Here is a 26999-nt window from a genome sequence, read left to right as displayed (position 1 = left end):
GGCATCGGGTTATGAATGAAATCTCTCATCAATTGATAAGTAAAGTGAAGTTTGGTTTTTCATTCAGGAAAAAAGTTTTTCTTCTCATTTTTGCTTTGCTAACTCTGCAGCTTGTATTCATGAGCAGTAATTTCCATTCAGCCTTGCTTGATACACTTGAGGATCAGGTTGGAACTCGAGCACTGATTCAGGCGCAGGAAATTGCCAGTGATCCTGAGTTAATTAATGACGTCAGAGTGAGAAATCAGCCAGAGATTAAAAAACTGATCGAGCGTTTAACCAAGATCTCAGATGCCAGTTTTATTGTTGTTGGAGATACAGAAGGCATTCGTCTGGCTCACCCAGTTGAGGATAAAATTGGTTTCCCTATGCAGGGCGGCGATAACGCGGGGGCACTAGAAAGAGGTGAATCTTACGTTTCTATTAGAGAGGGAAGCTTAGGTTACGGTGTTCGAGGCAAAACGCCTATTATTGATTTTGACGGCTCAATCATCGGTGTTGTATCGGTGGGTTACTTACTCAACCGTTTTGATCAATGGCTATTGTTTTATGCAAAACCTTTTGCTTACGATGTGCTTACGGTATTCATTTTGACAATCATCGGTGCGTGGTTTTTTTCTCGTCATATTAAGCGGAAAATGAATGGCATGGAGCCTTCGCAGATAGCGCTGGCCTTATATCTACAAAATTCGATACTGAAATCTGTCTACGAGGGAGTGATTGCCATTGATAAGCAAGGCAAGATTTTGGCGATTAACAAAACAGCGCTTGCGATGTTGGGTATTAATAAACAAGCTAGTGAACTGAAAAATAGCAGTATTCTAGAGTATTTGTCTCAAACGAAAATATTTTTTCAGGAGCCTTTTGATAAAAATATAAAAGATGAGATTGTCTATTTTAATGGAAGTACCTTTATCGCGAATCGTGTTGCTATGATAGAAGCGGATCTTCTTATTGGCTGGGTGGTTAGTTTTAGACGCAAAGATGATATTAACTCATTAACCGCAGAGCTGACGCAAATAAAACAATACACCGATAATTTAAGGGTATTAAGGCATGAATACGCAAATAAATTGTCTATGATCTCTGGTCTTATTGAAATTGGTGACAGTGACGCGGCGCTGTTATTAATTAATCAAGAGAACAATAATAATCAAAGATTAATTGACTATATTAGGAAAAACATTAAAAACAACCAAATTGCAGGCTTGTTGTTAGGCAAATATACTCGCTCAAAAGAGTTAGGCTTAGAGCTACAATTTGACCCAACATGTGAGTTATCGGCCTCAACAGAGATGATTGATGTAAATGAGTTGTCGGCAGTAATAGGTAACTTGTTAGACAATGCTTTTGAAGCGTCTCTTAACAACCCGAATAGCAATAAAGTCGTCACATTTTTGATCACAGATGCAGGAAAAGAGTTGGTTATGGAAGTGGCAGATAACGGTACGGGTATTGATCCGGACGTGGCAGATTCCCTGTATCGGCGTGGGGTGACAAGTAAAAAAAAGAGTGAGGGGCATGGCATCGGACTTTATCTTGTTCATCGCTATGTAACAAATGCAGGTGGTATGATTTTGGTTGATGATGCGGAACCCAAAGGAACCATTTTTTCAATTTTTATTCCAAAAAGACGGACATAGATGATGGAATTGATAGACGTAGTAATAGTAGAAGACGAAGTAGGAATCGCTGAGTTACATGCCCAGTTTTTAAGACAGATGTTTCGCTTCAATCCTGTGGGAATAGCTTCTAATCTGAATATGGCGAGAACCATGATTAAGGTTCATAAACCTCAACTTGTCATTTTGGATAACTACTTACCTGATGGGCTGGGTGTCGATCTATTGCGTGAGATTGTCTCGGAAAAGAATGAAAAAAAACCAGATGTTATTCTGGTTACCGCAGCTAGCGAAATGGATACGGTAAAAGATGCCATGCACTGCGGATGCTTTGATTATATTTTAAAACCCATCGCTTACGATCGGTTAAAAGACACCTTAAATCGGTATTTAAAATACTACAGCGCACTCAATGCCTACGACAATATAAGCCAGCGACATGTGGACGACTTATTTAATATCCAAGTGAGAGATAAAACGGCAAAGACGTTACCAAAAGGGATTGGTGAGTTAACTCTAGATAAAATCAAAGAGGTCTTTATCAGGAACGTTGGTACTAGATTTACTGCTGAAAGCTTAGGAGAACAGGTCGGTATCAGTAAAACCACCGCTCGACGTTATCTCGAATACTGTGCTTCTAGTGGATTTTTGCAAGCAGAAAATGAACACGGCAGGGTTGGCCGACCAGAACGAGTGTATTTAAAGTCCAGTTAGTTTCTCCAGTTCGGGCTTGCCATTCTTTTATACCGTTTACCGAATGAAGTTAACCCTCATATAAAGTAGAGCGTCCTGTAAGGATGCTCTACTTTATATGAGGGTCAGTTGATCTTTCGCGACTATTTTTGCAGTAGTTTATTGGTGCTTTATACAAGGCAGCACTAACAATATCTTGCCCAACCCCTTTCAGACTGAACAACCTCTCTTAGCACACTCTTTTCTGCCCTTTGAATAAAGCCACCTTAAAGTAAAGATTAAATTCATAAAATCCATTAATGATTTTTAACTTGCTGAGAAGCTTGATTGTTGTCGCTAATTCGTCGCGCTTAATACGGAAAATAGACCTGACTTCGGCATTGCAACGGTGAAGCAGTGCTGGGGATATAGACGAATTGGTAAATAGCTTGCCTTTCCGCCTCGAATCAAAATTTTGACCTACTCCAACACACGATTTACGAGGAAATAAAATGATAATCGCTCAGCGATCTTATGCCGGAACGCTGGAGTCCAGTGACCTGTTAGTTGAGGTCTGGCCTTCTGAAAGCAAAACGTTAGACATAGAAATCACAAGCTCTGTAGAGAAACAGTTTAGTGAACAGATTACGCAAGTTGTAGAAGAGACACTCTGCAAAATGGGCGTTGAAGCCGCGTGCGTTACTGTCAATGACAAAGGCGCTCTTGATTGTGTTATCAGAGCTCGAGTACAGGCTGCGGTTATGCGCGCAGCGAAAACAGAACAGATGGCTTGGGGAAACTTGTAATGGCTAAGTTACGTAGAAGCATGCTGTTTGTACCCGGCTCTAACGCAGCGATGTTAAGCAACTCATTTATTTATACGCCAGATGCCATCATGTTTGATCTGGAAGATTCGGTATCACTTCGGGAGAAAGATACGGCACGCATGTTGGTTTATAACGCTTTGCAACACCCATTTTATCAGGGGATTGAAACCATTGTCAGGGTGAATGGACTGGATACCAAATTTGGCCGTGAAGATGTTAGAGCGGTGGTAAAAGCAGGAGTCACCGCAGTCCGTTTAGCTAAAACGGACAGTGCTCAAGATGTGATTGATATGGATAAACTAATTTCAGAAGCAGAAGAGCAGTTTGGCCGCGCGCCGCGCAGCACTCGTATGCTTGCCGCTATTGAGTCAGCTATGGGGATCAATAATGCTGTTGAAATTGCTACCGCGTCAGATCGTCTTATTGGTATCGCGCTTGGCGCAGAAGATTACGTACGAGACTTAAGAACGCAGCGTACCCCTGAAGGCACAGAACTGTTGTTTGCTCGCTGTTCTATCTTACAAGCAGCACGAGCGGCGGGAATTATGGCCTTCGATACCGTGTATTCCGATGCGAACAATGAACAAGGTTTTCTCAATGAAGCGGAGCATATTAAGTCTCTTGGTTTTGACGGCAAGTCACTCATCAATCCGCGTCAAATAGAATTGTTGCACAACGTTTTTGCTCCTTCTCAGGCTGAAGTCGACCACGCTATCGCCGTTATAGAAGTTGCAGAAGAAGCAGAAGCCCAAGGCTCTGGTGTTGCATCTTTGAACGGGAAAATGGTTGATGGCCCAATCATTGAAAGAGCTCGCTGGACACTTCAACGAGCAAAAACAGGAATTAAAGAGTAGGGCATTGCTATGACAACGATTAAGAATGTATTAAACAGAGAGATTGAAATTCCTGCCAATGGACACCGCAATATGCGACCGTTTAGCGATGCTCATGAGATCACTGCACGAATGGTAGATAAAACCAATAGGCTTGACCGCAAAATGCATGCATCTATTGAAAGTGCGATAAAAAACTGCGGCTTAAAAGATGGCATGACGATTTCATTTCATCACTCATTTCGTGGTGGAGATAAAATCATTAACAAGGTGATGGATGTAATAGCAGAGATGGGCTTTAAAGATCTGACATTGGCGTCTAGCTCTCTATCAACCATTCATGTGCCTATTGTTGAGCATATAAAAAATGGTGTTGTAGGAAAAATCTATACATCTGGCGTTCGGGGACAGCTTGCTGAGGAGATATCTCGCGGGTTAATGAAACAGCCGATTCAAATTCACTCCCATGGCGGCCGGGTGCATTTAGTTGAAACGGGTGAGCTAAAAATAGATGTGGCGTTTATTGGGGTATCAAGCAGTGATGAGTTTGGTAATGCCAATGCGATTGTTGGTCGATCTCGATGCGGCTCTCTAGGTTACGCCAAAGTAGATGCGCAGTATGCCGATAAGGTTATTGTTCTGACGGAAGAGTTGGTTGCTTATCCGAACTCTCCTGCGTCAATTTCGCAAGATCAGGTTGATGCGATCGTGAAAGTTGAAGAAGTTGGCGACGCATCAAAAATTGGTGGCGACGCGACGCGAATGACTAAGAACCCTAGAGAACTCCTGATTGCAAGAAAGGCCGCTGATGTGATTGAGCACTCAGGTTATTTCTACGATGGATTTACTTTGCAGACAGGATCTGGCGGTGCCTCATTAGCCGTAACGCGTTTCTTAGAAGATAAAATGACCAAACACAATGTCACGGCAAGTTTTGGTTTAGGTGGCATCACTTCAACCATGGTGGCGATGCACGAAAAAGGGTTAATCTCGACCTTACTAGATGTGCAGTCCTTCGACTCAGATGCCGCTGATTCGTTAGCTCGTAATCCAAAACATATTGAGATCTCCGCTAATCAATACGCGAACCCTTCATCATTAGGAGCGACAGTAGAAAGACTCGATGTGGTGATTCTTAGTGCTTTGGAAATTGATGTTGATTTCAATGTGAACGTGATTACCGGTTCTGATGGGGTAATTCGTGGTGCCTCTGGTGGTCATAGTGATACTGCTGCCTCGGCAAATCTGACCATTATCGTCGCACCTCTTGTAAGAGGTCGTATACCAACGGTAGTCAATTCAGTGTTAAATGTGGTTACACCGGGCTCGCAAATCGATGTGTTAGTCACGGATCATGGTGTTGCCGTTAATCCTAAACGCGAAGAGGTTAAGCGCCGTCTTGAAGAGGCAGGTATCGAAACGTTTGATATTAACGCCCTTCAGCAACGTGCAGAGAAGTTAACTGGAAAACCCAAAGCGATAGAGTATTTGGATAATGTTGTAGGCTATGTTCGTTACCGTGATGGTTCTGTTATTGATGTCATCAAACAAGTTAAGGACTAAATATTGTTTGCTGGGCCAACAGTAACGCTCCAACAGGTACTGGATAATAGGGAACGGCGAGTGAGCCGGCAACAGAAGTGGGTAAAGGACTACTCGCTTTCCCTTATAAGTTTCACTATCAATATGATGGGGGAGATCAAGCGAAACAAGCTTTCACAAATTGCATTTGAGCGTGGCTATATTGCGATTTTAGAAGCTTGCCGCACAGAGAACTTGTCTATCATCAGTATCGAAAAGTTTAGCTTGGTCACCGGAGTAGAGCTTTTAATTGCGGTGGAATCGAGCAGCGTAGAAGTGCTGAAGCGACGGATGGTGAACATAGAAGATGAACACCCTTTAGGTCGGTTATTCGATATTGATGTTGTTGATAATAAGGGTGTTGCACTTTCCAGAGACAACCTAAGACTGGCGCGACGACCATGCCTGTTATGTGATAGAGATGCGAAGGTTTGCGCTCGAAGCAGAAATCATGCGTTGTCAGAACTTAAACAAAAAATGAGTGAGATGATAAATGATTGCGAGCAACTCGATCCGCTGGTTACTCAATGATTGCTGTCTATATAGAACGTCATCGAGTGGAAAGTTAAAACTTAATATTACAGAGCTTGTGGGTAATCTGGCTTATCACGCTATGATGCTAGAAGCGCATTTAACGCCCAAGGCGGGGTTGGTGGACTGCGCATCATCGGGCGCTCATCGGGATATGGATATTGGTACCTTTATTGCCAGTTCTGATGCGCTTCGTCCTTATATGAAAAAGTTTGTCAGCGTCGGGATGGAGTTTCATCACTCTTCTCCGACGGATCTTTTGTTACCCCTTCGAGAAGTCGGCATACAAGCCGAACATGCGATGTTTACCGCTACGAACAATGTGAACACACACAAAGGAATGATATTTACCCTTGGTCTTATATGCGGTGCAGTAGGTTGGTTGCACCAACGCAATGTTCCGTCTAATGCGTCTCAGGTGCGTGAAGTGATTCGATCTTGCTGCGCAACTATTGTGCGAGATGACCTAGAAAAACAGACCGGCAATTTGAGAACCGCGGGAGAACGCATTTTTCATGACTATGGTTTTACAGGCATTCGGGGAGAAGCTGCGTTAGGATACCCCACTATTTTTGATTGTGCTTTGCCGGTTTATGAAGAGCATATAAATAAAGCCTATTCTGAGGAGCAAGCTCTATCTAAAACCTTGCTCTCTTTGATGGCGAATAATAATGACACCAATTTGATAAATAGAGGCGGCATAGAAGGGTTGAATTTTGTAAAAAAAGAAGCTCAGAAATTACTTGATAGCTTTGCATGTTCGGAGTTCAACTATGATGTTTCTATTTCTAATTTCGACCAGCAATTAATAGCGAAAAATTTAAGTCCAGGCGGAAGTGCCGATTTGTTAGCTGCCACTTGGTTATTAGCACAGCTGAATATCTGTTCAAATTAATGGAATGATCACTACCTCATTACCTCACTCCACTCTCTCATTGGTAAACAGTGAGAGTTTTTTATAAGGTTTTAAATGTTAAATAGTATATCGATAGGAATCATTGGCAATTACTTCGGCCATTTAAGTGGCGCAGAGAATGTAAAAGAGCACCCATTACCCAATGGCATATTTGTGATTCATTGTGATCACCCGGAAACGGTTACATCGGGTGTTGAAGCCAAGTATCCGCAGAGCGGAACTGACCTAGATATCGAACCAGAATTTGTCATTCGATTTGCGACTCGCTATCAAAACGGCAGGTTATCTGAATTAACCGCAACACATATGACAATCGGAAATGATTTCACGATTCGTTCGCTGGACGGTTCATCAAAAATCTCACAGAGAAAGGCGTGGGGAGAGAAATCTAAAGGAATTAATTCAACTTGGTGGCAGATGCAGGAGTTCACCAAAGCGAACTACGGCAAAAATTTGAATCTTATCTCCTATATTGAGCGGGATGGTAAGTTTCATTGTGCGACAGAGTTAGTTGATTGTTTGGATACCAAACTCTTTCATGGAGAACTTATCGAGTGGATTATCGAGCGGGTAAATCATCAGCAAGATGAGGGCATGTATGAAGAGATTCATCCTGAGTTTTCAGCGAACAATTTCCCTGAAGAATTAATTCTCTATACCGGTGCGCCAAATTACTCCGGTTGGGGAGAAGAGAACTTTATCGAAATCGGGGATAAGGTCCATATATCGGCATTTAAAACGGACAAATACAGCCCCAGTGAAGTTGAAAAACGGTTGCTTCAAGGGGAACTGGTTAATGATAGCCATATGCTGTCGTTTACTCAGCTAGTGGTTTGAACCTAGAGTGAAAGCATTGTGATTTCTAGGTCTACGTTGGGTTAGAGTAGTGGTATGGCGAGTTTGATCACTCGGTATCGGTATCAAACTACCGAAGAGTAAAATTTAAAAACCATTGACCGGATTGTTGATTATGAAGCGTCATTTTGCTGTTGCATTTTCTTTCGGTATTGAGACGGTGTGATATCGCAGTGTTGCTTAAATAGGCTGTTAAAACTTGATTTCGATTTAAACCCTGCTTGAAAAGCAATATCAAGTATAGTGGTATTCTCTGTTTGATTCGCCAATTGAAATTTTACTTCTTCAATCCGGAATTCATTTACATATTGATAGAAGTTTTTTGAAAGACCTGTACTGAGAACTTGAGACAACATGCGCCTTGGAATATTCAGACTACTAGCTAACGTATAAACCGAAAAATCAGGGTCCATAAAGGGTTTTTCGCTTTTCATATAAGCGTTCATATGCTCGATAGTCTGATAGACAAATGTTTTATCTGAGTCATTCTGCTCTAGTTCAGATCTTATCTGTGTATTAGTTTTTTCTACATCATTTTTGTCTTCATCTAAAGTTTTATTCTCTATATTAAGAATGCTAGCGTTAGTTTGACTGGTGTCAATTTGAAAGACAGGTTTCTGCTTTAAGCCAAAAAAACAGAGAATTATGACAAAGCAGAGAAATGACAATAAATGAAGTATCAACGGATGAACAAGGGAGTTGAACAGAGTAACACTTTCAAAAATGGCAGCAGTCAGAGCGAGCGTTGCAAATGTGCCCGGTAATGCGTAAATCCATTTTAGATTTACCTGAATATCATTTTGAGAGAAGAATCCCGGTATTTTTTTCTGGTGGTTATTCAGTAGCACAATCGTTGCTACTGAGTAGCCAACAAATGAGATCACATTAATAAAGCCGAAGTGGATAAGAACTGGCTGCAAAAATGTCATAACACTGCTTATCGCAACGGGTTCGATATTCAATAGATCTCTATCGGGTTGAGGCATCATCTCAGGGTGGGATGTGGAAATATATAAAAGGTAGAAGAGTAAGAAAGGAGCAAAGTGCCAAAACTCAGTTGTTTTTATTCCTGCCGATTCATTGTTAATTAGCGTCCGCACATAGAGATATAGCATTGGACCATTAACGAGATTTAATGTCGGATTGGTGTACAAATATAGAGTAGCGGAGTCTATGTTTAGGTGTGATAGCCAAGAATGAATGAATGGCACATTGAGAAAGATAAGCCAGACACATAATTGCCAGTCTGTATGATGTTTGTAGGGTTTTGTTAATACGTTTGCCAGAGTAAATAGAGTAAGTGATAAGCCAATCAGGCTGATTTCCCAACGTAAACTTTCGGCTAAAAACAAAACTTAACTCCGCCATAAAAATCGAAAAAATGAGTACAAGTAGCGCCAATTGGACGATTTGTACTAGTTATACCTTTAGATTATACGCTTGAACCAAACCAAACAACTCGAAAAGGTTACCTAGATGAAAATCAATCCGTTTTCGGCTCGCCATACAGAGCTTATGCGACAGAGTAAAACTAACCGAAAATTTGTACTCACCGTACTGTCTCTCGTTGTAGCAGCATTATCAGGGTGTAGTGACAGTGCGTCGAAAACTAATGCAGAAAACACCGCTAGTGATATCACGTTAGAGACTCCAAAAGTGGACTTTGTCGTTGTTGATACGCGACAGGAGTCTTGCTTTGCAAATGATGGTAGTGGAATTACTTGTCCTGCAATAGGAGAGGAACTGTATGGACAAGATGCTCAATATAATGGAGTGCAGCCTTCTTTCACTGACAATGAAGATAAAACAGTGACCGACAACAATACAGGAATGATGTGGCAGAAAACACCTGATTACAAACACTACTCCTATGACAATGCCATAAGCTATTGTGAAAACTTAACGACGGCTAACTATAGTGACTGGCGACTCCCTACTATAAAAGAGCTTTACTCTATTGCTGACTTTAGGGGTGAAATTGTTGACCCGCGCAATGAAAGTGCAAACACACCTTATATTGATACTGAATATTTTGATTTTCAATATGACAAAAGAATGGCGTATATCGGTCAGTATTGGTCTATCACCAAATATACGCTAGGGCCAGTGCATAATACTGAGAATGTAGAAGCTGCTTTTGGGTTTAATTTTGCAGACGGTCATATCAAAGGATACGAGACAGGTTATGAATTCGGCACAACTAACGAAACTATTCATGCTCCGGGCAACTTCGTAAGGTGCGTTCGAGGTGAAGAAAATGTCTATGGCGTAAATAACTTTTTAGCAAATGGAGACGGTACAGTAACGGACCAAGCAACCGGACTTATGTGGCAAAGTGCAGATGATGGTGTTCGCAGAAGCTGGCAAGATAGCTTAGCCTATGCCGAAAGTTCTGAGTTAGCGGGTTATTCTGACTGGCGCCTACCCAATATTAAGGAGCTACAGAGTATTGTAAAATATGGTGGAGAAGAGGGGACATGGCCTGCAATCGATACCCGATTCATTACTTTGTCAGGAGATAACTCCATTGACGATCCTAGTTGGGTTTGGAGCAGTACAACCCAAGGTGACTTCAAGTATACGGCAACGTATATCTCGTTTAGTAAGGCATTTAGTAGAAAAAACTCTTCTGCTACGGCGTTCTTTGACTGGCACGGTGCTGGAGCTCAAAGGAGTGATCCAAAATCTGGAACACCTTCAGACTATGACATGGCATCTGAAAATGCCACGGATCTAGTTATGACGAAAAATTATTCTTTGTTAGTTCGTTCAGTTAAGTAGTTATCGAAGTATTGAAATCCACTCCATAAATGGGGTGGATTTTAAGCTTGGTTGTTAGCTTGCAACTACTCGGGGCTGCTATACGATCAAAAAATTTGATTACTCCTTATGAGCTTCCACAGTAGTAAGCAGCTTTGTTAATAGCCTATCAAGCTGTTTTGCTTCCTGTACGGAAAAATCCGCTTTCATAAGTCTGTGGCTTTGTTGAGCTTTTATGACAATCTCTTCAATTATCTCTTTCCCTTTCTCAGTAAGCTGAACAAGCTTTATTCTGCCATCGTCTGAAGAGGGGCTTCTGGATATTAACTCTTTTTCCTCTAACCGATAGAGTGCTTTTGTTAAACCTCCGGAGCTGATCAACATATAATCCATTATCTGTGTTGGCATTAGTAAGTGAGGGGCGGGCGTTCGTCTTAACGCAGTAAGTAGCCCGAAATCTGAAGTTTGTAGCCCATATTCTGCCATCACTTTGCTACGTAGTGATTCATTTATTGAGTGAATTTTGTCAATCAGTGGCAGTGAGGGCATCATGTCCTCGTAGGCTTCCGGCCAGTTCTCCTCCATTAAGGAGAGGAAAGTTTCAAACTTCTCTATCATGTTTTTCACTTATTAAGTATGTCTATGGTTGCCAAATATACCTTGCTAGAAAGATATGTTCAATTTATTATATCTTCCTAGCAAGATAATATTATTAGTAAGTGGGGATATATGTCTAAAGGGCATTTCGTCGTTATGATGGCATTAATTATGGCTGCAGGTCCGTTTGCGGTTGATGCTTACCTACCAGGTATTCCATCAATGGCCGAATACTTAGGTGTTGGTATTGATTCGGTTGCCACTACGGTTAGTTTTTATATTTTTGGGATGGCGATTGGACAATTGATTGGTGGTCCATTTGCGGATCGTTTTGACAAGCGTACGATAATTATTGGTGGGCTGGTATTGTATGCACTGTGTTCATTGGTTATCGCGTCCGCCAGTAATCTCCATGTAATTCAAATTTCCCGTATATTTCAAGCGGTGGGAGGAGGGTTCGCAAGCGTATGTATTGCACCACTGGTCAGAATGAGAGGACAGGGAAACGAAGCCGCCAAACTGTTTGGTTTAATTGGCTTAATAATGGTGCTTGCTCCTGCTATTGCCCCAAGTATTGGTGCGTTAATTCTATTAACGGGACAATGGCAAAATATCTTTTATTTCACGGCGGCTTATGCGCTGATTGTTGCCACACTGGTGACACTTTCTATGTCTAAATACCCAGCTCCTGTTGAACGGGAAAAAATCTCAGCATACAAGCGATATATGATTGTTATGCAAAACACAACTGCCATGCGTTATCTCGTCGTACAGGCCTGCGGATATGGCGTAATGATGGTTTTTATAACCAACGCATCTTTTATTTATCAAGTTAAATTTGGCCTAGGTGAGCAGGTATTTGGATTGATGTTTGCAGCAAATACCTTAATGAATATGCTTATAAACAGAAGTAACTCGAAACTGTTGAGCTATCAATCGGCACATCAGTTGCTTAGAGGTGCAATTCTGATTCAAGCCATTTTTGTTCTACTGTTGGTTTGTTTTACTGCTGTAGATGCGCATCTGTATATGTTTGTATTAGGTATCATGGGGGCAGTAGGTATGCTTGGAGCTATTATGCCCAATGCGAACGCGTTATATATGAGTCAGTTTCAAGAAAATACAGGTTCTGCGTCAGCACTATTGGGGGCAGGACAGTTTACAGCAGGTGCTTTGATGGGGGGGATAACAACTCAAATATATAACGGCACTCTTTGGCCAGTGGTTTCGGTTATGGCGGTGTTAGTTATCACTGCAAATATCTTATTGCCAAAAGAAGACAGGAAGCTCGCCTTTAGCTAGATTTGGTAACAGGATTACCTTCATATTTCGAACGTTTATTGGTTTAAATAAGCGGATATAGAGATAGGTCCCTTATATGCGCGGCAGTGATAATCGAACCCACTTCATCAGGAGTGGGGGGGGCGTATTGATCCTTGCGACTCTGAACTCAATAATGCCTTAAACCGGCACATTCCCTAAATCTGATATCTAATTTGCTTTCTTAAAGTTATGCTAGAGATTAAGTCATTTTTCTATAGAATGCATGGAGCATAGATATTTATTTGTTTGATATTTATTGGCTCTAATACAATAAAATTCGGCAAATTCCTGGTGAGTAAATGGATTTAGATTGATAGGGTAGTTATATGAATATAAAACAGAAAATTTATTTTTTAGGCGCTGTCTCCGTTTTGGGAATTTTGTCTCTTGTCACCGCTGCAACCCTGTTTGCCAATACGGCAACTCAGCTTCAGACAGCGACTAGTTTAGTCTCGGATCTGGAAGTCAAATTGCTGAACCTACGGCGCAATGAAAAAGACTTCTTGCTGCGCAAAGATTTAAAATATCTGGATAAATTTGAAAGTAATATGGCAACTTTCCTTGCTACGGAAGGTGAACTCGCCACTATCCTTGATGAAAACTCGCTACCGTCCAGTCAGAAAATTCGTACAGGCATCCTGGATTATCAGAAAGGTTTTCAGACTTTAGTTTCTGCTTTTGAAACACATGGACTTAAGGATGATCAAAGCTTACTTGGTGCTTATAGTTCTGCATTTACAAGCTATCAGTCCAGCTTAAATAGCGATCAGCTTATTAAACTGTTCGAGTTCGATAAAAATGTCCGACAAGGTGTGTTACAACGCTCTCTTTTGGCAGGACAGAACAGTACTGCACTGGCAGTGGCAGCAGAAAACTTAGTTAAGCAAAAAGCGATGATTGGTGTTAGCTATAAAGAAGGTTATTTGGGGCAGACACGTGAATATTCTCATGTGGTGGAAGAGTCCTTCAAGTCCTTTTCGTCGGCATTAAGCGCGGAGGTTAAATCGAACCAAACATCACTGCAGTTGGTCGAGCAAGTTGCTACCAGCAGCTTAGTGATCATTATTATTCTGAGCGTTTACTGGGTTTCCCGCTCAGTTAACCTGCAGATGTCTCAGCTTCTTTCCGTAATTCAGGAAATTGCCAGAACCAATGATGTGAGTAAGCGGGTTAACCTGACAGGCAAAAATGAGTTGGTTTCTATCGGTGTTTATTTCAATAAGTTACTCGACAAGTTAGAAATATTGATTGCAGGCACGCAGACTAAATCTGAGCATCTCACCCAAAGCACGCAGAGTATGCATGACGAGCTTCAGTCGGTTGTTGAGCAGTTTAGTGTGCAGGCGGACCATACCAGTACCATGGCAACATCGGTTCAGGAGATGGTTGAAACTATTAATGAGATTTCAGAGAGCACATCTGTTGCTGTGGAAGGTGTCCATCAGGCGTCTCAGAATGCAAAAGACGGACGCCATGTGGTTGAATCCACCGTTAGCAATATCAACCAGCTTTCCAGTACTTTAGGTGAAAGTCAGCACTCTATCTCGTCTTTAAATGAGCAGGTAGAAAAGATTGGCGGTGCAGTCAATATCATTCAGGAAATTGCAGAACAGACAAACTTGCTGGCATTGAATGCCGCTATTGAGGCTGCCCGTGCGGGTGAACAGGGGCGTGGGTTTGCTGTGGTTGCGGATGAAGTAAGAACATTAGCAAGCCGGACTAACCAGTCAACAGAAGAAATTAACCGGGTTGTTTCTGCTATTCAGAGCCAGATGTCGTCGGTTGTTGCGAGTATTGGAGAATGTAACGAGCAAGGTCAGCAAACCCTTTCTGCTTCTATCGCTCTGGACGAAAGCTTAGGTCAGATAATTACTGATATGGATGATATACAGGCTAACTCAGAAAGAATTGCTTCTGCTATCGAAGAGCAGGGCGCGGTGATGAATCAGGTCAGTTCATCCATTGGCGACCTGAACAAAATTTCAGATAGCAATACCTTGTCAGCTCAGCACTGCTTAGCTGAAGTAGATTCTGTATCCAGTCAGGCCATAGAGATGGATAGCGCGGTCGCGGAGTTTCAGGTGAACAAAGCGTAACTAAACTTCCAGTCTGATTTAACACTCAGTATACCCAAGTAATTAGCGGCCAACTGGCCGCTATATTTTTATCTGAAGAGTATAGAAATGAAGTTATTCATATCTTATTTAGTTAAGTAATTTAACTAAGTAACTTAATTTAAATGTTTGTGAGTGGACGAGTGTCAGGTGAGACTTTGAGCTTTAAATGAAATTTATTTGGCGATAACCATCGTGAACAAAATTGAAACTTTTCGATTTCTAGCCTAATGATTAATATTATAACTTTAAAATAAGTTAATTATCTTATTGATTGTCTGTGACGATAGTTTACAAATTAGGTGAGTCATGAATAAAACTTTGTTGCATATTATAGTGGGTATTTTCATTGGGTTCATGTTCTCTTTTAAGACGATTGCAGAAACTGAATTGAATATTATCTATGTTTCGAAAACCGTTGAAGTTGATTCCAGAGAAAGCAAAGTTGGCGGGCTGGCAAATTTACAATCATTAGTTAAAGCAACTCGTCAGGCAAACAAAAATACGCTCTTTCTGCATGGCGGAGACTTTTTGGCAGGTAGCCTTATGTCCTCTTTTGACAGAGGAACTCATATGATCGATCTGCTTAACATGATGGAACCCGATGCGGTCGCTATCAATGAAAGAGAGTTTGCATTTAAAGAGGATGAGCTGTCACTACGTATTCAGGAATCCGCATTTCCCTATATTAATATTAATATCACCGATCCGCTAACCGGAGGGCGATTTGAAAGCACAGAGGAGAGTATGTGCTTTGAGCTGCAAGATATAAAAACCTGCGTTTTTAGTATCTTAGACCCTTTGGTTATAGAGAACTACCCACCTGACCGAATCTCGGTTGACCCTAGTCTTGACCTTATAGAGGACAAAGCGCGTTCTTTACGTGAACAAGGGGCAGATTTGGTTATTTTGATGGCCAGTAACGAAGAAGATCAACTTAAAAATCTTATTGAGAAAGAGTTGGTTGATATGCTGCTTTACTCAAATTCTCATGAAGATAGTGTTTTGCCTGTAGGTAATGGCTTGCTTGTCAATCAGGGGACAGAAGATGGGAAAGCGGCCTTGATAAAAGTGAAGTTCGATAACCGCAAGAGAGCTGAATTTGGTGCAGAACTTATCTCTCTCAACAACTTCGAACCCGACCCAGAGTTTTCAAATAAGATTAACTATTACTTGTCTGCTTTGGACGGAATAATGAACACGCCAGTAGGTAAAGTGACCTCTAAGATTACGTCCAGACGAGAAAAAGTACGATCAGAAGAAGTCGCCTTTGGTAATTTGGTAGCAGATGCGCTTCGTGAATATTATAACGCCGATATAGCGCTTGTTAACGGTGGTTCGATCAGAGGGAACAAAGAGTATGCAGCAGGGGCAGAGTTAACCCGCAAAGATATTCAAAGTGAGCTGCCTTTTGATCCTCCTAGTGTTCTGTTTCAGGCTAGCGGACAGGATATCCTTGCTGCTTTAGAAAATGGATTAAGTTTAGTTGAACAGGTTAAGGGGAGGTTTTTGCAAGTATCCGGCATGAAGTTCAGCTGGTGTCCGGATTCTGCGGTAGGGCAGCGTGTCGGCTCGGTGACTATCGGCGGCCAGCCAATAGCACTTGATAAACAATACACTATCGCGACTTCAGAATATTTAGCCAGAGGCGGAGATGGTTTTGTTATGTTTAAAGACAAGCAGCCGTTAAACAATAAAAAAGTAAGCTTGATTATGTGGGAACTTGTCAGGGCTTATATTAGTGAAAGAGGCGAAGTGAGCCCGAAAGTTGAAGGTAGAATCAGTCAAATTTGCAGTACCTAATGAGGCGATAGATGTTTCTAAACAAGAAAAAGAATAAGTTAAGGCTGAAATACCCGGGGGTTGAAGGCAAAATAGCCCGAACGAGTGTTTCTCGTACAGTTAGAATTAGCTTGTCTGTCATTACTCTGTCTCTAATTATCATTTCTGGTTTGACTTTAGCGGGTTTGTACAGCTTTAACGGAGCGCTTAATCTTCTGGTTAAAGAGACCATTCCACAGATTGTACTCGATGCATCCAACGCAAGTAAGTTTGATAATTTACTGATCGAGACTGAGCGTTTAGCAGCAGCGAGTTCAGAATCATCGCGACGTATAGCTTATAAGCGCATTCAGCAGAATAGTATTGATATTCGGACTAAGTTTTCAAATGAGGTTACTGTATTTGAAGAGCTGAATAATGAATTGATCATATTAGAACGTGTATTAGCAGACTTAAACCAGCTTATTGCCAGAAAAATAAAAATAAATGAACAAAGTAAAATTAAGGTACTGAGTTTATTTGAACTGATGAAAGATGTGGTTACTTTTAAAAATGATTCAAACTCACATCAAATTACTGAAGCAGATAGAAACGCAATTACTGAGTGGGTGAACACTTCGGTTCATATGCTGAGTTTGGCAGGTGAGTCTAGTACTTTAACCACACTGTATAAATTAAAGCGCATTGAATCGACACTTAAAAATGACGCTGAAAAATTAAAGGAGTCGTCCGGCAAGGTGCCGTTGCTTTACAAAGACGAGATTTTATTGCTGGAGAAAAGAGTTAACGATGAACTATTAGGCATAGATGGATTGATTGCCTTAATGCATTCAAGAGTAAAGGTAGCAATCGAAAGCGCCAGCAGAGCCAACTTTGCCAAAAAAGTAGTGAGTGATTTCAAGGCGACACAAACGACACTCTTTAATGAACTCATTGACGATGCGGCAAACACGACAAGTCATCTGAACAGCAATGTTGAAAAGATGACCTCGGTACTAGTTATTCTCTATTTTATACTGCTCTGTTCGATCGCTTGGGTCATCTATTACTTTCACCATAACCTTGTATTGCGTTTAGTAAACCTGAACTCAGCGATTTTGGAACGTATAGCTGGCCGAGAAGCGAATATCACTGAGACGCGTAATGATGAACTAACAGATATGACCAAGAGTTTTATTTATTACGAGAAAGAGGTTATTAAGAGAGAGGCCGCATTAAATGAAGTGGCAATGAAGGATTCCCTTACCGGCTTAAGTAACCGTCGTCACTTTATGGAAGTAATGAAAAGTGAAGTTGCGCGTTGTACGCGCTATCAGAATAATTTGAGTTTACTAATGTTAGACATCGATTTTTTCAAGAAAATTAATGACACCTACGGTCATTTTTCAGGAGATGTCGTTTTGAAACAGATCGCGGTTTTGCTAACTAAGGAGTTAAGAGAAGTTGATACGGTAGCTCGTCTCGGAGGAGAAGAGTTTGCAGTGCTATTACCCGAAACGGATCGGCAGGAGTCACTGTTACTCGCAGAACGAATAAGATGCGCAGTGGACGAATATAGTTTTGAGGATGAAGGAAATAGCATCCACTGCACCGTTAGCATTGGGGTATCAGTATGCAGCCGAGGGAATAATTGTTTTGGCGATCTATTGAAAGAAGCCGATAGAGCCCTCTATCAGGCTAAAGAGCAGGGACGAAATCAAGTGTGTTACCGGCAAGCCTGTAATAAAATGGAAGATGAATGAAGCCTATGTGTCGTTTACGCTAGCTATCAGGGGCGGGTAAAGTTGTTGATAGGCTTGTCAGTGCCGGAGCCTCTCCTGACCGGAAAAATAACAATGGTTGGACTGCTCTTTTAGAAGCAAGCATCCTAGGGAACGGGGCAAAATGTTCCTAGCGGAAAATGCGACGAGAAATACAAAATCAATGTCCAGAGTCCCAGATCATAATGTAAAATTTTACTTACAAAACGCCTACAATAATTAACCTTTAACAACATAAATCTCTGTAGCTTTATTAAGGAAATACCTGATTCATCGGGTATAGAAATTCTAACTATTAAGCTACGAGGTGTTCGCATGTCTACAGACGCTAAGACATTACCCACTCAGAATAGGTCAATATTTGCCCTGCTGAAACAAAGCATTACCAAGTTATCTACTGTCGGTCGGGCCTTGATGCTCCCTATCTCTATACTGCCTGCGGCAGGTCTTTTACTGGCCTTTGGTGACAAGTTTGGTATTCCCCTTATGGTTGGGGCCGGTGACGTTATTTTCGGAAATCTACCCCTATTGTTCGCTGTTGGTGCCGCGGTAGGTTTAACTAAAGAGTCTGGTATTGCAGGGCTTGCTGCCGTTGTGGCCATGTTGGTTATGAATATGACCATAGGAGTACACGCAGGAGTGACCCAAGAAATGGCCCTTAGTGGAGGAGCCTACGCTATGGTACTGGGCATACCCAGTTTGCAGATGGGCGTATTTGGCGGCTTAATCGCTGGTATTCTTGCCGCTTCGATGTACAACCGCTTCCATGATATTCAGCTCCCTGCGTTTCTGGGATTCTTCTCCGGAAAACGATTTGTGCCGATTGTGACAGCTGTCGCTGCATTCCTTCTCGGTTTAATTTTGCCAAGTATCTGGATGTACGTTCAAGCTGGTATTGATGGTTTATCTGCAGTGGTAAATGGTGATAATCAGGCACTTTCTACCTTCATTTTTGGTTTTACTGAGAGAGCGTTGATTCCTTTAGGGCTTCACCATATCTGGTATCCGTCTTTCTGGTTCTCATTTGGTGAATACACCAGTCAGGCAGGAACCGTGGTAAATGGTGACCAGACTATTTGGTTTAAGATGTTAGCTGAAGGTGTTAAGAGTTTTGATTCTGCTACCTATCAGGGTGCTGGTAAATTCATGCAGGGCGAATTTCCTTTAATGCTTTTTGCTCTTCCTGCTGCTTGTCTCGCTATGTATCACGAAGCTAAAACTAACAACCGAAAATACGCTGCCGGTATTCTGTTTTCTGCAGCCCTAACCTGCTTTATTACCGGTATTACTGAGCCAGTAGAATTTACATTTATTTTTGTGTCTCCGTTACTTTATATCTTTAATGCTGTAAGTACTGGCTTTTCATATATGTTGATGTATCTATTGGATGCTCACTTAGCGAAATCATTCTCGGCAGGTTTTATTGACTATATTACTTTAGGTATTATTCCTTCATTGAACGGATTCGATACAAACTATCTTGCAGCTGTATTTGTTGGCGTACCGATGGCGGTTTTATACTACTTTGTATTTCGTTTCGTTATTCGCAAATTCGATGTACAAACACCGGGACGAACAGAAGAATTAAAAGAAGAGATTTCACTGAGTACAGAACAGATGACTAAGTTGACTTTGGACTTTGTCGGAGGTCGAGAAAACCTGACTTCTGTTGCATCATGCATTACGCGTCTTCGCTTAGAAGTTAAAGATACATCTTTAATTAACGAAAAAGGACTTGAAGATATTGGTGCAATGGGTGTTATTAAGGTCGGGTCAAATGGTATACAAATTGTATTTGGTGACAAGGCTCAGTTTATAGAAGCGTGTATTAATCGTGGATAGTAAATCCACAAATTAATATTCATTATGAAAATTGATTTCAATAAAGCTACGCAATTCGCGTGGCTTTCTCTGCTTTACTATTTAAAAAAATCAACAAAACTTATTACGTTCTTTTTAACTATTTCGGAAAATTGTAAGCAGATGCTTACAAAAATTAGAGTAAAGTGTGATGAATAAAGAGGTAGGTCATAGTAGTTCAAGTTGAATGTCGGCATAGTAACAATGCGGGAAGATAACCGTATAAACCCGCTATGGCTAAAACTTCAGATATAAAAGGATATTCGCGAATGGTTCCAAAAACCATTTTAGTTGTTGATGACAATGAGGAGCTTAGAGATGCTCTTAGTGATTACTTTGGTCGCGCAGGGTTTAAGGTCATAACTGCTGCTGATGGCGAAGAGATGTGGAAGCAATTAGAAACCAACGAACCGAATTTAATTATACTTGATATAATGATGCCCGGAGATGATGGTTTTACCTTATGTGCACAGATTCGCCGTCGTTCTAATGTGCCTGTTATCATGCTAACAGCGGTAACTGAAGAGTCTGACAGAGTGGCTGGCTTAGAGATGGGGGCTGATGACTATATAACAAAATCATTTAGCCCAAGAGAGCTCCTTGCACGAGTAAAAGCAATACTACGAAGGGCAAGTCACAATACTGATGTACCGTTTGCCCGTAAGATTACTTTTGCTGGCTGGACACTAGATACCATTACGCGTCAGTTACTACATGAAGAAAAATCTCCTAGGCAACTATCGGGGGCAGACTTTTCATTACTTACCCTTTTTTTACGCCAACCGAATGCTATTCTTTCTCGAGACGAAATAGCTCAGGCGATCTGGGGTAGAGATGCAGAACCTCTTGAGAGAGGAATTGATGTACAGATCAGTCGGTTACGTAACCATCTAGATGACAGATACCGTGAACTTATAATTACCATTCGTAATAAAGGTTATATGTTAGCGGTAGAAGCCCTGTATGAGTCTTAAAAGAATATTCCCCCAATCCCTTGTTGCTCGTACGAGTTTAATGCTGCTTATGGTGATATTGGTTGCTCAGTTACTAGCGGGTTTAATTTGGTTTCAGCAAAGCGCACAAAAAGAGCAACAGGGTTTAAAGAGTACAGTGAGCAGTCTCGTTCTCAGTGCCTCTTCAACTATCTCATTTTTCAGTTCTCTTCCGCTTGAGTATCGTCACCTTGTGTTAAATCAACTGAGGAATATGGGAGGAACACGTTTCTTTGTTTCTCTTAACAGTCGTGAACTTAATGTCACTCCGATTCCTGATTCTGCTCGAAAACAACTTGTTCTAAATGAAGTGAGAAAAGTATTAGAACAAGAGCTTGGTAACGAAAATAATATTACTGTTGAGTTTACTACCCGAGAAGAGCTTAAGGTTTTTAGTTCGGGCATAAATATTGATGATTTACCCCTGTTGTGGGCGCATTACAGTCTCTCTTTTGGTGATATAAACCCTCCAATTCTAGTGATTCAGATAGAGGTATCCCCTCAGGAATGGTTTTACTTAGCGGCCGTACTCCCTGCGCCTTATGTGAGTTTGGAAAGTTCATTTATGGACAGCAAACAGATCTTTTTTATGATCTTGTCTGCATTGATGTTGTTGGTGTTTACTTGGCTAGTCATTCGCTCGGAAATCAGGCCCATCAGGAACTTGGCTAAGGCGGCTACTTTAATGGGAAGTAAATTGAGTGTCCCTGAAGTGAAAGAGGAGGGTAGCTCAGAGCTTAAAGCCGCTGTTCACGCTTTTAACAAAATGAATCGGAGAGTGAAGTCTCACCTTCGTGAACGTGAAATGCTGTTTGGGGCGATATCCCATGATCTTAAAACCCCACTTGCCTGTCTGAAATTAAGGACAGAAATGTTGGAAGACGATGTAACCCGAGCCAGATTCGAGAAGCTGCTTAACGAAGTAGATCTAATGGTTAAGGGGGCTCTGCAATGTATACGAGAAACCGATATTCATGAGGATATAGAGTCGATAGATCTCAATGATATTCTTAATATGAGTACCGAGCTTTATAACCGTTATGCAAAAAACGTCACTATAAATGGATATCAAATTAAACCCTATTACGGTAAACCTCTGGCTATAAAACGTTGTATCCAGAATCTTGTTGATAACGGAGTAAAGTACGGTAAAGAAGTCGCAATAGAAGTAGAGGACTCCCCGAGTCAGGTCATTATGATCTTTATCGACCAAGGACCCGGAATTGATAAAAAATTATTGGCAAAGGTATTTGAGCCATATTACAGAGTATCGTCTAACAATCAGGAAGGCAGTGGCCTCGGTTTAACTATTGCACGAAGTATTGCTCGAGCACATGGAGGAGAGGTCACTCTTCACTCCCGCACTGAAGAGCAGCCGTTCGCAGTAAGACTTGTTCTAAGTAGAGATTAAAATGAAAAAAATATTATTTTTCATAATGTTGTTAAGTAATCAAGTTTACGCTAAAGAAGTTGAATTTCTTCACTGGTGGACATCAGATGGTGAGATGGCTGCGTTGGATGTTATGAAGGACGCGGTCAAGGTACTAGGTGATGATTGGAAAAGTACCGCCATTAGAGGTGGAGGCGGAGACACCGCAATGGCGGTATTGCAGGCGCGTGCTATTGCAGGTAACCCACCGACCATGGCTCAAATTGAGGGGCCAGCAATTAAATCTTGGGCAAAAATTGGCTTTCTCACGTCACTTGATGAAATAGCTCAGAAGGAGAAGTGGGATGAACTTATGCTACCAGCAATTCAGCGAATTAATAAGTACAATGGTGGTTACGTAGCGATTCCAGTTACTGTACACCGAGTAAACTGGCTTTGGGTAAATATGAAATTGTTGAAAGAAGCAGGACTAGACGTGCCCACCACTTGGAATGAATTCATAAGTGTGTCTAAGGTGCTTAATACCAAAGGCATTAAACCGCTTGCTTTGGGCAATGCTCCTTGGCAGATTTCCATGCTTTTTGAGAATATAGCGCTAGGTTTAGGTGGCCCAGACTACTATCAAAAAGCGCTAGTAGATCTTTCCCCAGACGTATTGAATAGTTCAACGACAACCGAAGTTTTATCAGTTTTTCGCCAGATTGGTGATATCAGTAAAAACAGTTTAAAAAAGCAAACGTGGGATGAAGCGACTCACGAACTTTTAAATGACCAAGCTGTTTTTCAGGTATTAGGGGACTGGGTTATTGGTGAGTTGAATACTGAAAAAATTTCTATTCCAGATCATATCGCTTGTTATGTCTCACCACAGACTTCGGGGACATATATCTACAATATGGATAGCTTTGTTATTTTTAATCACAACGCGGGTTCGCTTAAAGCAGATTCAGACAGAATGGCTAAATTGTTGTCCGCTAAAACATTTCAGGAAGAGTTTAGTAAGAAGAAAGGTTCAATTCCTGCCCGGGCCGATGTTTCTCTTTCCAGCTTTAATAGATGTTCTCAGCAATCAAGGCGAGATTTTGATAATGCAGAAGAGAACAATCGGTTGCTCCCAAGTATGACAGATTCCATGGCGGTGGCTCCTGTAGTACAGAATGCCATTATTAATGAGTTGTATCAGTTTTTTAATGACCCAACAAAGCAACCGGAGCAATTGATTTCTAGGCTTATTGCTATCGCTGGCAGCCATTCTGGTTAGGATGCTACTGAACATTTTTAGTTAGTGAAATACAGTGGTGGTAATTGGTGTTAACACGATATTTTATATGTAAACACATCCACATTTTAAGTGTGGTGGTGCTAGTGGGGTAACGAGACAGTAATTTTTAATCGCATTTTGTTCCATTGTGCTTATCTTGATTTTGAAGTATCTACCGTTGAACTTCTTGCCATTTATTAACTGTGCTTTTTAGAGGTAATAATACTAGTTTTACACTATCAGGCATTTTTATAGTAGATAATACGGGGCTTTACTTGGGAGGTTTAAACTAGGAGGAAAACTTGGAGCGTGCAGCGGGAATCGAACCCGCATCATCAGCTTGGAAGGCTGAGGTAATAGCCATTATACGATGCACGCACATCGTGTTGACGGAAGGTATAATGCCATACTATTTGTGAAATGGAAGCGCTAATTTTAGCAAAAGCGATAAAACTCAACTGTTTGGCGGTAATTTAATCAAAGCGTTTAAATTCCATGCAGATAACGGCTGGTTGCTTGTTAAACGTCGGGACGTGATTGGCAAGTTCATCTTGTTTAACCTTGCAGACGTGAAAAAAGGGACAGCTTTTATGCTGTCCCTTTGGATAGAATCAGATAACGAGTTTGATTAGTATTCCCAATGCTCAATACTATGAGCACCAGTAAATTGGTTTGCGAAGTAATCTTCACACTTACCTTCACGCCATACATCCGCTGTTGCACAGTGCAAGCCGCCACCGAAGGCATAAGCGTCACGTAAATCAACAGGGATAACGTTAAAGCCAAGTTGGTCAAATTGTTCCATTTGGCCAGTTTCAGATGCTTCAACACACACAGTTTTATGGTCAAGAATCAAGGTATTCATTGATAACCAAGTACTTGAATAACATAGTGGTGGTGGGTTGTCCCATGCAGGGCTAACAGCTTCAACAATTTCCCAACCATTCTTCTCAAATATTTCACGTTGTCCTTTAAATAGAGGACGGTGAGGGTTAAGCAGCATCAAGCCTGGGCGAAGTGGGCAGAAGGTCGCATCGATGTGAATCGGATGGTTGTCTTCAAAGCTTAGCGTATGGATACGGAAACCTTGAGGCTCATATTTACGCTTGATCCAGCGAATACCTGCCAAGTTAGTGGTTAAGCCGTGTTGAACGAAGATATCTTTACCTAGACGCATTACATCAGCTGCATCGAAAAGAATATCAGTCTCTTTAGTCGAGTACTCTTTACGTAATGAACGAGCCATTGTCTCTTCATCAGATAATGTTTCATAAGCAGCAACATAATCCATACGGAAACTTTCATCCGCTAAACGAGGACGAGGTGCTTGCTCAATCAGGCAGTTTGGATCTGACTCGAAGTATTCACGTAGTAGATCGACATAAGCCAAATATTCAAAATAACGGCTTCTGAAACTCATTGGTGCCATTAAGATGCTTTTACCCATGGTTAGCAAGCAGTCGCGAGGAGGCATAACACCAAAACCAGAACTAATAGTAAAATCTGGTGTTGTGATTCTTTCGTGCCAGTCTACTGCTCCCGGGCGGTCAACAACAATACCGCGATCTTCTAACTGCTTTGCAAAGCCGTTTAAGCATTCGTTTGCACGGTCGATACTCTCTTGAGTTCTTCGGCCTGCTTTACTGCCACGCATAGGAGAGTCCGCAGGAATTTTCTCGTTACTTGCTGGACATGCTTCTGGTATGTGTTGGTTATCAGCAATTCCGACAATAACGTGCTTTAGTGGATCAAAGTCGTTATACGATTCAACATGTAAACCGGGACGAACAATTGGAACGCCAGAATCTTTACGTTCTAGAGGCAGAGATGCATTTGGATATAGATCATTTGAAATACTCATGACAAACTCCCTAAGAGTATAAACGTTATGGAAAATAAGAACTGAGTTATATATAAATCACTTACATATAAATTCGATATAAATAAACTTGGAATAACCAAATTAAATTTATTGTTCATTTATTTAATAAATGAGCTGATGTTATTGTTTGCTCAATGGAATCAATATTGCGCTTTTTAAATTTTTATAATAGTTAATTAATGCTTAGGAATAGCGAATTTCTGCTTAGTTTAAAAATACTGGATATCTGCATTGATAATGTAATTATCACAGGTTGTTAGCTTTACTGGCTATGAGCCGGTTAACCAAGATATGCCATAGTTCAAAATAATGTACTTTAGATTGTGGACAATGCGGATTTTAGTCACGTTTCAAAAAAGGAAGCTTGTTGTCACAGGGGAGAAGAGTAAAACTGTCTGCTGTTGTTGTGTTTGGGAGCGGTAAATTTGAATCAACGAATCATTGCGAATACTCCCGAATTTCATATGTTTGACTTACAGAAAGTAGAAGAATCAAAACATATGATTTTTGGTGCGGATTACATATTGATCCAACCTAATACTGTTGGTTGTACCTTACATCTCGCCAGTAAAGAGTACCAACTTAAAGATAATCAAGCGGTACTGCTTGCGCCTTTTAATCCATTTCGTTTGTCTGTAAATAAAGAGAGTAAACAGGAGCTTAGTGAAGGAAATAATGTGTTGCATTTCCGTTTGAATGCGCTTGGTCAGACGTTTGTCGATAGTGTTCAGTTTCATCAAATTCGCGATATGCTGGAAAAATCCAAAAGTGGTTTGCTGTTTGATGGGGAGGTGATTTTTCAGGTACGTGAGTTGCTCAATGTGATGGAAAATACCTTTGAGTTCACTCAAGTATTGCACCTGCTTAACTTACTGAATATTCTCGCCTCTAATGAGCCAAAACAGAAATTGCTTGATGAGTGTGTTGAGATAAATAGTACCAAAAGAGCAGAAGATAGACTGCACATTGCACTAGACTTTATTGAAGAAAACTTAGCTGAGCCATTATCGGTTTCTATGGTTTCTAATCAACTGCATATGGCCGAAAGTACCTTCTCACGTTTCTTCCATTCAAATATGGGAACCACCTTTCGTCAATATTTAATTGAACAGCGAGTCAGGCAAGCAGCACGTTATTTAGTGACAACGGATTGGAGCATTGCGCAAATAGGGGCGGAAGTTGGTTTTTCGTCTCTGTCTAATTTTAACTCTAAATTTAAAGGGCTATTAAGAGTTACACCAAGGCAATATAGAGCTGACCATATAGATATGCGAAAAAATATTGATAATTCATTAGTAGTAGAAGGGCAGGTTCAACGGCAATATATAGAAAAATTTTCTGATTGACCGATATTTTGTCCTAATAAATAGCGAGAGAATATATACTTAATATAGATAAAGGGAGCAGCGCCTCTTTTCACTGCTCCCTTTTTTATATCCAG

The 26999-nt window shown here is 41.1% G+C and carries 21 protein-coding genes and 1 tRNA gene; 18 read left to right on the top strand and 4 right to left on the bottom strand.

Annotation, left to right across the window (positions count from 1 at the left end; translation table 11 throughout):
• Positions 1-11 precede the first annotated feature (11 nt).
• The 8 genes from F0227_RS13115 (at position 12) to F0227_RS13080 (ending at position 7819) form a co-directional block, all read left to right on the top strand.
• Positions 12-1643, top strand: a complete 1632-nt coding sequence (locus tag F0227_RS13115) for a sensor histidine kinase (protein ID WP_171753667.1) — start codon at positions 12-14, stop codon at positions 1641-1643.
• On the top strand, positions 1644-2336 hold the full coding sequence (locus F0227_RS13110) for a response regulator (protein WP_171753666.1): 693 nt from the start codon (positions 1644-1646) through the stop codon (positions 2334-2336). It begins immediately after the preceding gene.
• 470 nt (positions 2337-2806) lie between these two features.
• Positions 2807-3100: a citrate lyase acyl carrier protein gene (gene citD / locus F0227_RS13105; RefSeq protein ID WP_171753665.1), complete on the top strand. Its 294-nt coding sequence runs from the start codon at positions 2807-2809 to the stop codon at positions 3098-3100.
• On the top strand, positions 3100-3975 hold the full coding sequence (citE, locus tag F0227_RS13100) for a citrate (pro-3S)-lyase subunit beta (protein WP_171753664.1): 876 nt from the start codon (positions 3100-3102) through the stop codon (positions 3973-3975). Before citD ends, citE begins: the two co-directional genes overlap by 1 nt.
• Positions 3976-3978: 3 nt before the next feature.
• Positions 3979-5517 (top strand): citrate lyase subunit alpha, encoded by a 1539-nt coding sequence (citF, locus tag F0227_RS13095; protein ID WP_345775807.1) that lies wholly within the window; start codon positions 3979-3981, stop codon positions 5515-5517.
• A 60-nt stretch (positions 5518-5577) separates the two neighbouring features.
• Positions 5578-6066, top strand: a complete 489-nt coding sequence (citX, locus tag F0227_RS13090; protein WP_345775806.1) for a citrate lyase holo-[acyl-carrier protein] synthase — start codon at positions 5578-5580, stop codon at positions 6064-6066.
• On the top strand, positions 6029-6961 hold the full coding sequence (gene citG, locus F0227_RS13085; RefSeq protein WP_171753661.1) for a triphosphoribosyl-dephospho-CoA synthase CitG: 933 nt from the start codon (positions 6029-6031) through the stop codon (positions 6959-6961). Before citX ends, citG begins: the two co-directional genes overlap by 38 nt.
• Before the next feature lie 75 nt (positions 6962-7036).
• Entirely contained in the window at positions 7037-7819 is a 783-nt protein-coding gene (locus F0227_RS13080; RefSeq protein ID WP_171753660.1) for a DUF5718 family protein, read from the top strand.
• A gap of 131 nt (positions 7820-7950) precedes the next feature.
• On the opposite strand, the gene F0227_RS13075 is transcribed toward F0227_RS13080, so the two are convergent.
• The gene (locus F0227_RS13075; RefSeq protein ID WP_171753659.1) at positions 7951-9189 is read right to left on the bottom strand and encodes a helix-turn-helix domain-containing protein; all 1239 of its coding nucleotides are present in this window, start codon (positions 9187-9189) and stop codon (positions 7951-7953) included.
• Between the two features lie 124 nt (positions 9190-9313).
• Between F0227_RS13075 and F0227_RS13070 the strand changes: the two genes are divergently transcribed.
• Entirely contained in the window at positions 9314-10618 is a 1305-nt protein-coding gene (locus tag F0227_RS13070) for a DUF1566 domain-containing protein (RefSeq protein WP_171753658.1), read from the top strand.
• 99 nt (positions 10619-10717) lie between these two features.
• On the opposite strand, the gene F0227_RS13065 is transcribed toward F0227_RS13070, so the two are convergent.
• On the bottom strand, positions 10718-11215 hold the full coding sequence (locus tag F0227_RS13065) for a MarR family transcriptional regulator (RefSeq protein ID WP_171753657.1): 498 nt from the start codon (positions 11213-11215) through the stop codon (positions 10718-10720).
• A 111-nt stretch (positions 11216-11326) separates the two neighbouring features.
• Here F0227_RS13065 and F0227_RS13060 point away from each other — a divergent pair, with 111 nt between their 5' ends.
• The 8 genes from F0227_RS13060 (at position 11327) to F0227_RS13025 (ending at position 23676) form a co-directional block, all read left to right on the top strand.
• Positions 11327-12496 carry a multidrug effflux MFS transporter gene (locus F0227_RS13060; RefSeq protein WP_171753656.1) on the top strand — a complete coding sequence of 390 codons (1170 nt, stop codon included), beginning with the start codon at positions 11327-11329 and terminating at the stop codon, positions 12494-12496.
• A 347-nt stretch (positions 12497-12843) separates the two neighbouring features.
• Positions 12844-14613, top strand: a complete 1770-nt coding sequence (locus tag F0227_RS13055; RefSeq protein WP_171753655.1) for a methyl-accepting chemotaxis protein — start codon at positions 12844-12846, stop codon at positions 14611-14613.
• 327 nt (positions 14614-14940) lie between these two features.
• On the top strand, positions 14941-16434 hold the full coding sequence (locus tag F0227_RS13050; RefSeq protein WP_171753654.1) for a 5'-nucleotidase C-terminal domain-containing protein: 1494 nt from the start codon (positions 14941-14943) through the stop codon (positions 16432-16434).
• 11 nt (positions 16435-16445) lie between these two features.
• Positions 16446-18155, top strand: coding sequence for a GGDEF domain-containing protein (locus tag F0227_RS13045; RefSeq protein WP_171753653.1), 1710 nt, complete (start codon positions 16446-16448; stop codon positions 18153-18155).
• Positions 18156-18488: 333 nt separating this feature from the next.
• Positions 18489-20015: a PTS transporter subunit EIIC gene (locus F0227_RS13040; RefSeq protein WP_171753652.1), complete on the top strand. Its 1527-nt coding sequence runs from the start codon at positions 18489-18491 to the stop codon at positions 20013-20015.
• 287 nt (positions 20016-20302) lie between these two features.
• Entirely contained in the window at positions 20303-21007 is a 705-nt protein-coding gene (locus F0227_RS13035; protein ID WP_171753651.1) for a response regulator transcription factor, read from the top strand.
• Positions 20997-22436: an ATP-binding protein gene (locus F0227_RS13030; protein WP_171753650.1), complete on the top strand. Its 1440-nt coding sequence runs from the start codon at positions 20997-20999 to the stop codon at positions 22434-22436. The genes F0227_RS13035 and F0227_RS13030 overlap by 11 nt, the downstream gene beginning before the upstream one ends.
• Before the next feature lies 1 nt (position 22437).
• Entirely contained in the window at positions 22438-23676 is a 1239-nt protein-coding gene (locus tag F0227_RS13025) for an ABC transporter substrate-binding protein (RefSeq protein WP_171753649.1), read from the top strand.
• 303 nt (positions 23677-23979) lie between these two features.
• Here the strand turns inward: F0227_RS13025 and F0227_RS13020 are convergent.
• A tRNA-Gly gene (locus F0227_RS13020) sits at positions 23980-24054 on the bottom strand.
• Positions 24055-24304: 250 nt separating this feature from the next.
• Entirely contained in the window at positions 24305-25537 is a 1233-nt protein-coding gene (locus F0227_RS13015; RefSeq protein WP_171753648.1) for a serine/threonine protein kinase, read from the bottom strand.
• 446 nt (positions 25538-25983) lie between these two features.
• On the opposite strand from F0227_RS13015, the gene F0227_RS13010 reads away from it, so the two are divergent.
• Entirely contained in the window at positions 25984-26904 is a 921-nt protein-coding gene (locus F0227_RS13010; RefSeq protein ID WP_171753647.1) for an AraC family transcriptional regulator, read from the top strand.
• Positions 26905-26999 lie beyond the last annotated feature (95 nt).

It is taken from the genome of Vibrio sp. 99-8-1 (assembly GCF_013114595.1).
Lineage (GTDB): Bacteria > Pseudomonadota > Gammaproteobacteria > Enterobacterales > Vibrionaceae > Vibrio.
The sequence above is the reverse complement of the archived record's forward strand: the minus strand, read 5'-3'. Positions and strand labels throughout refer to the sequence as shown.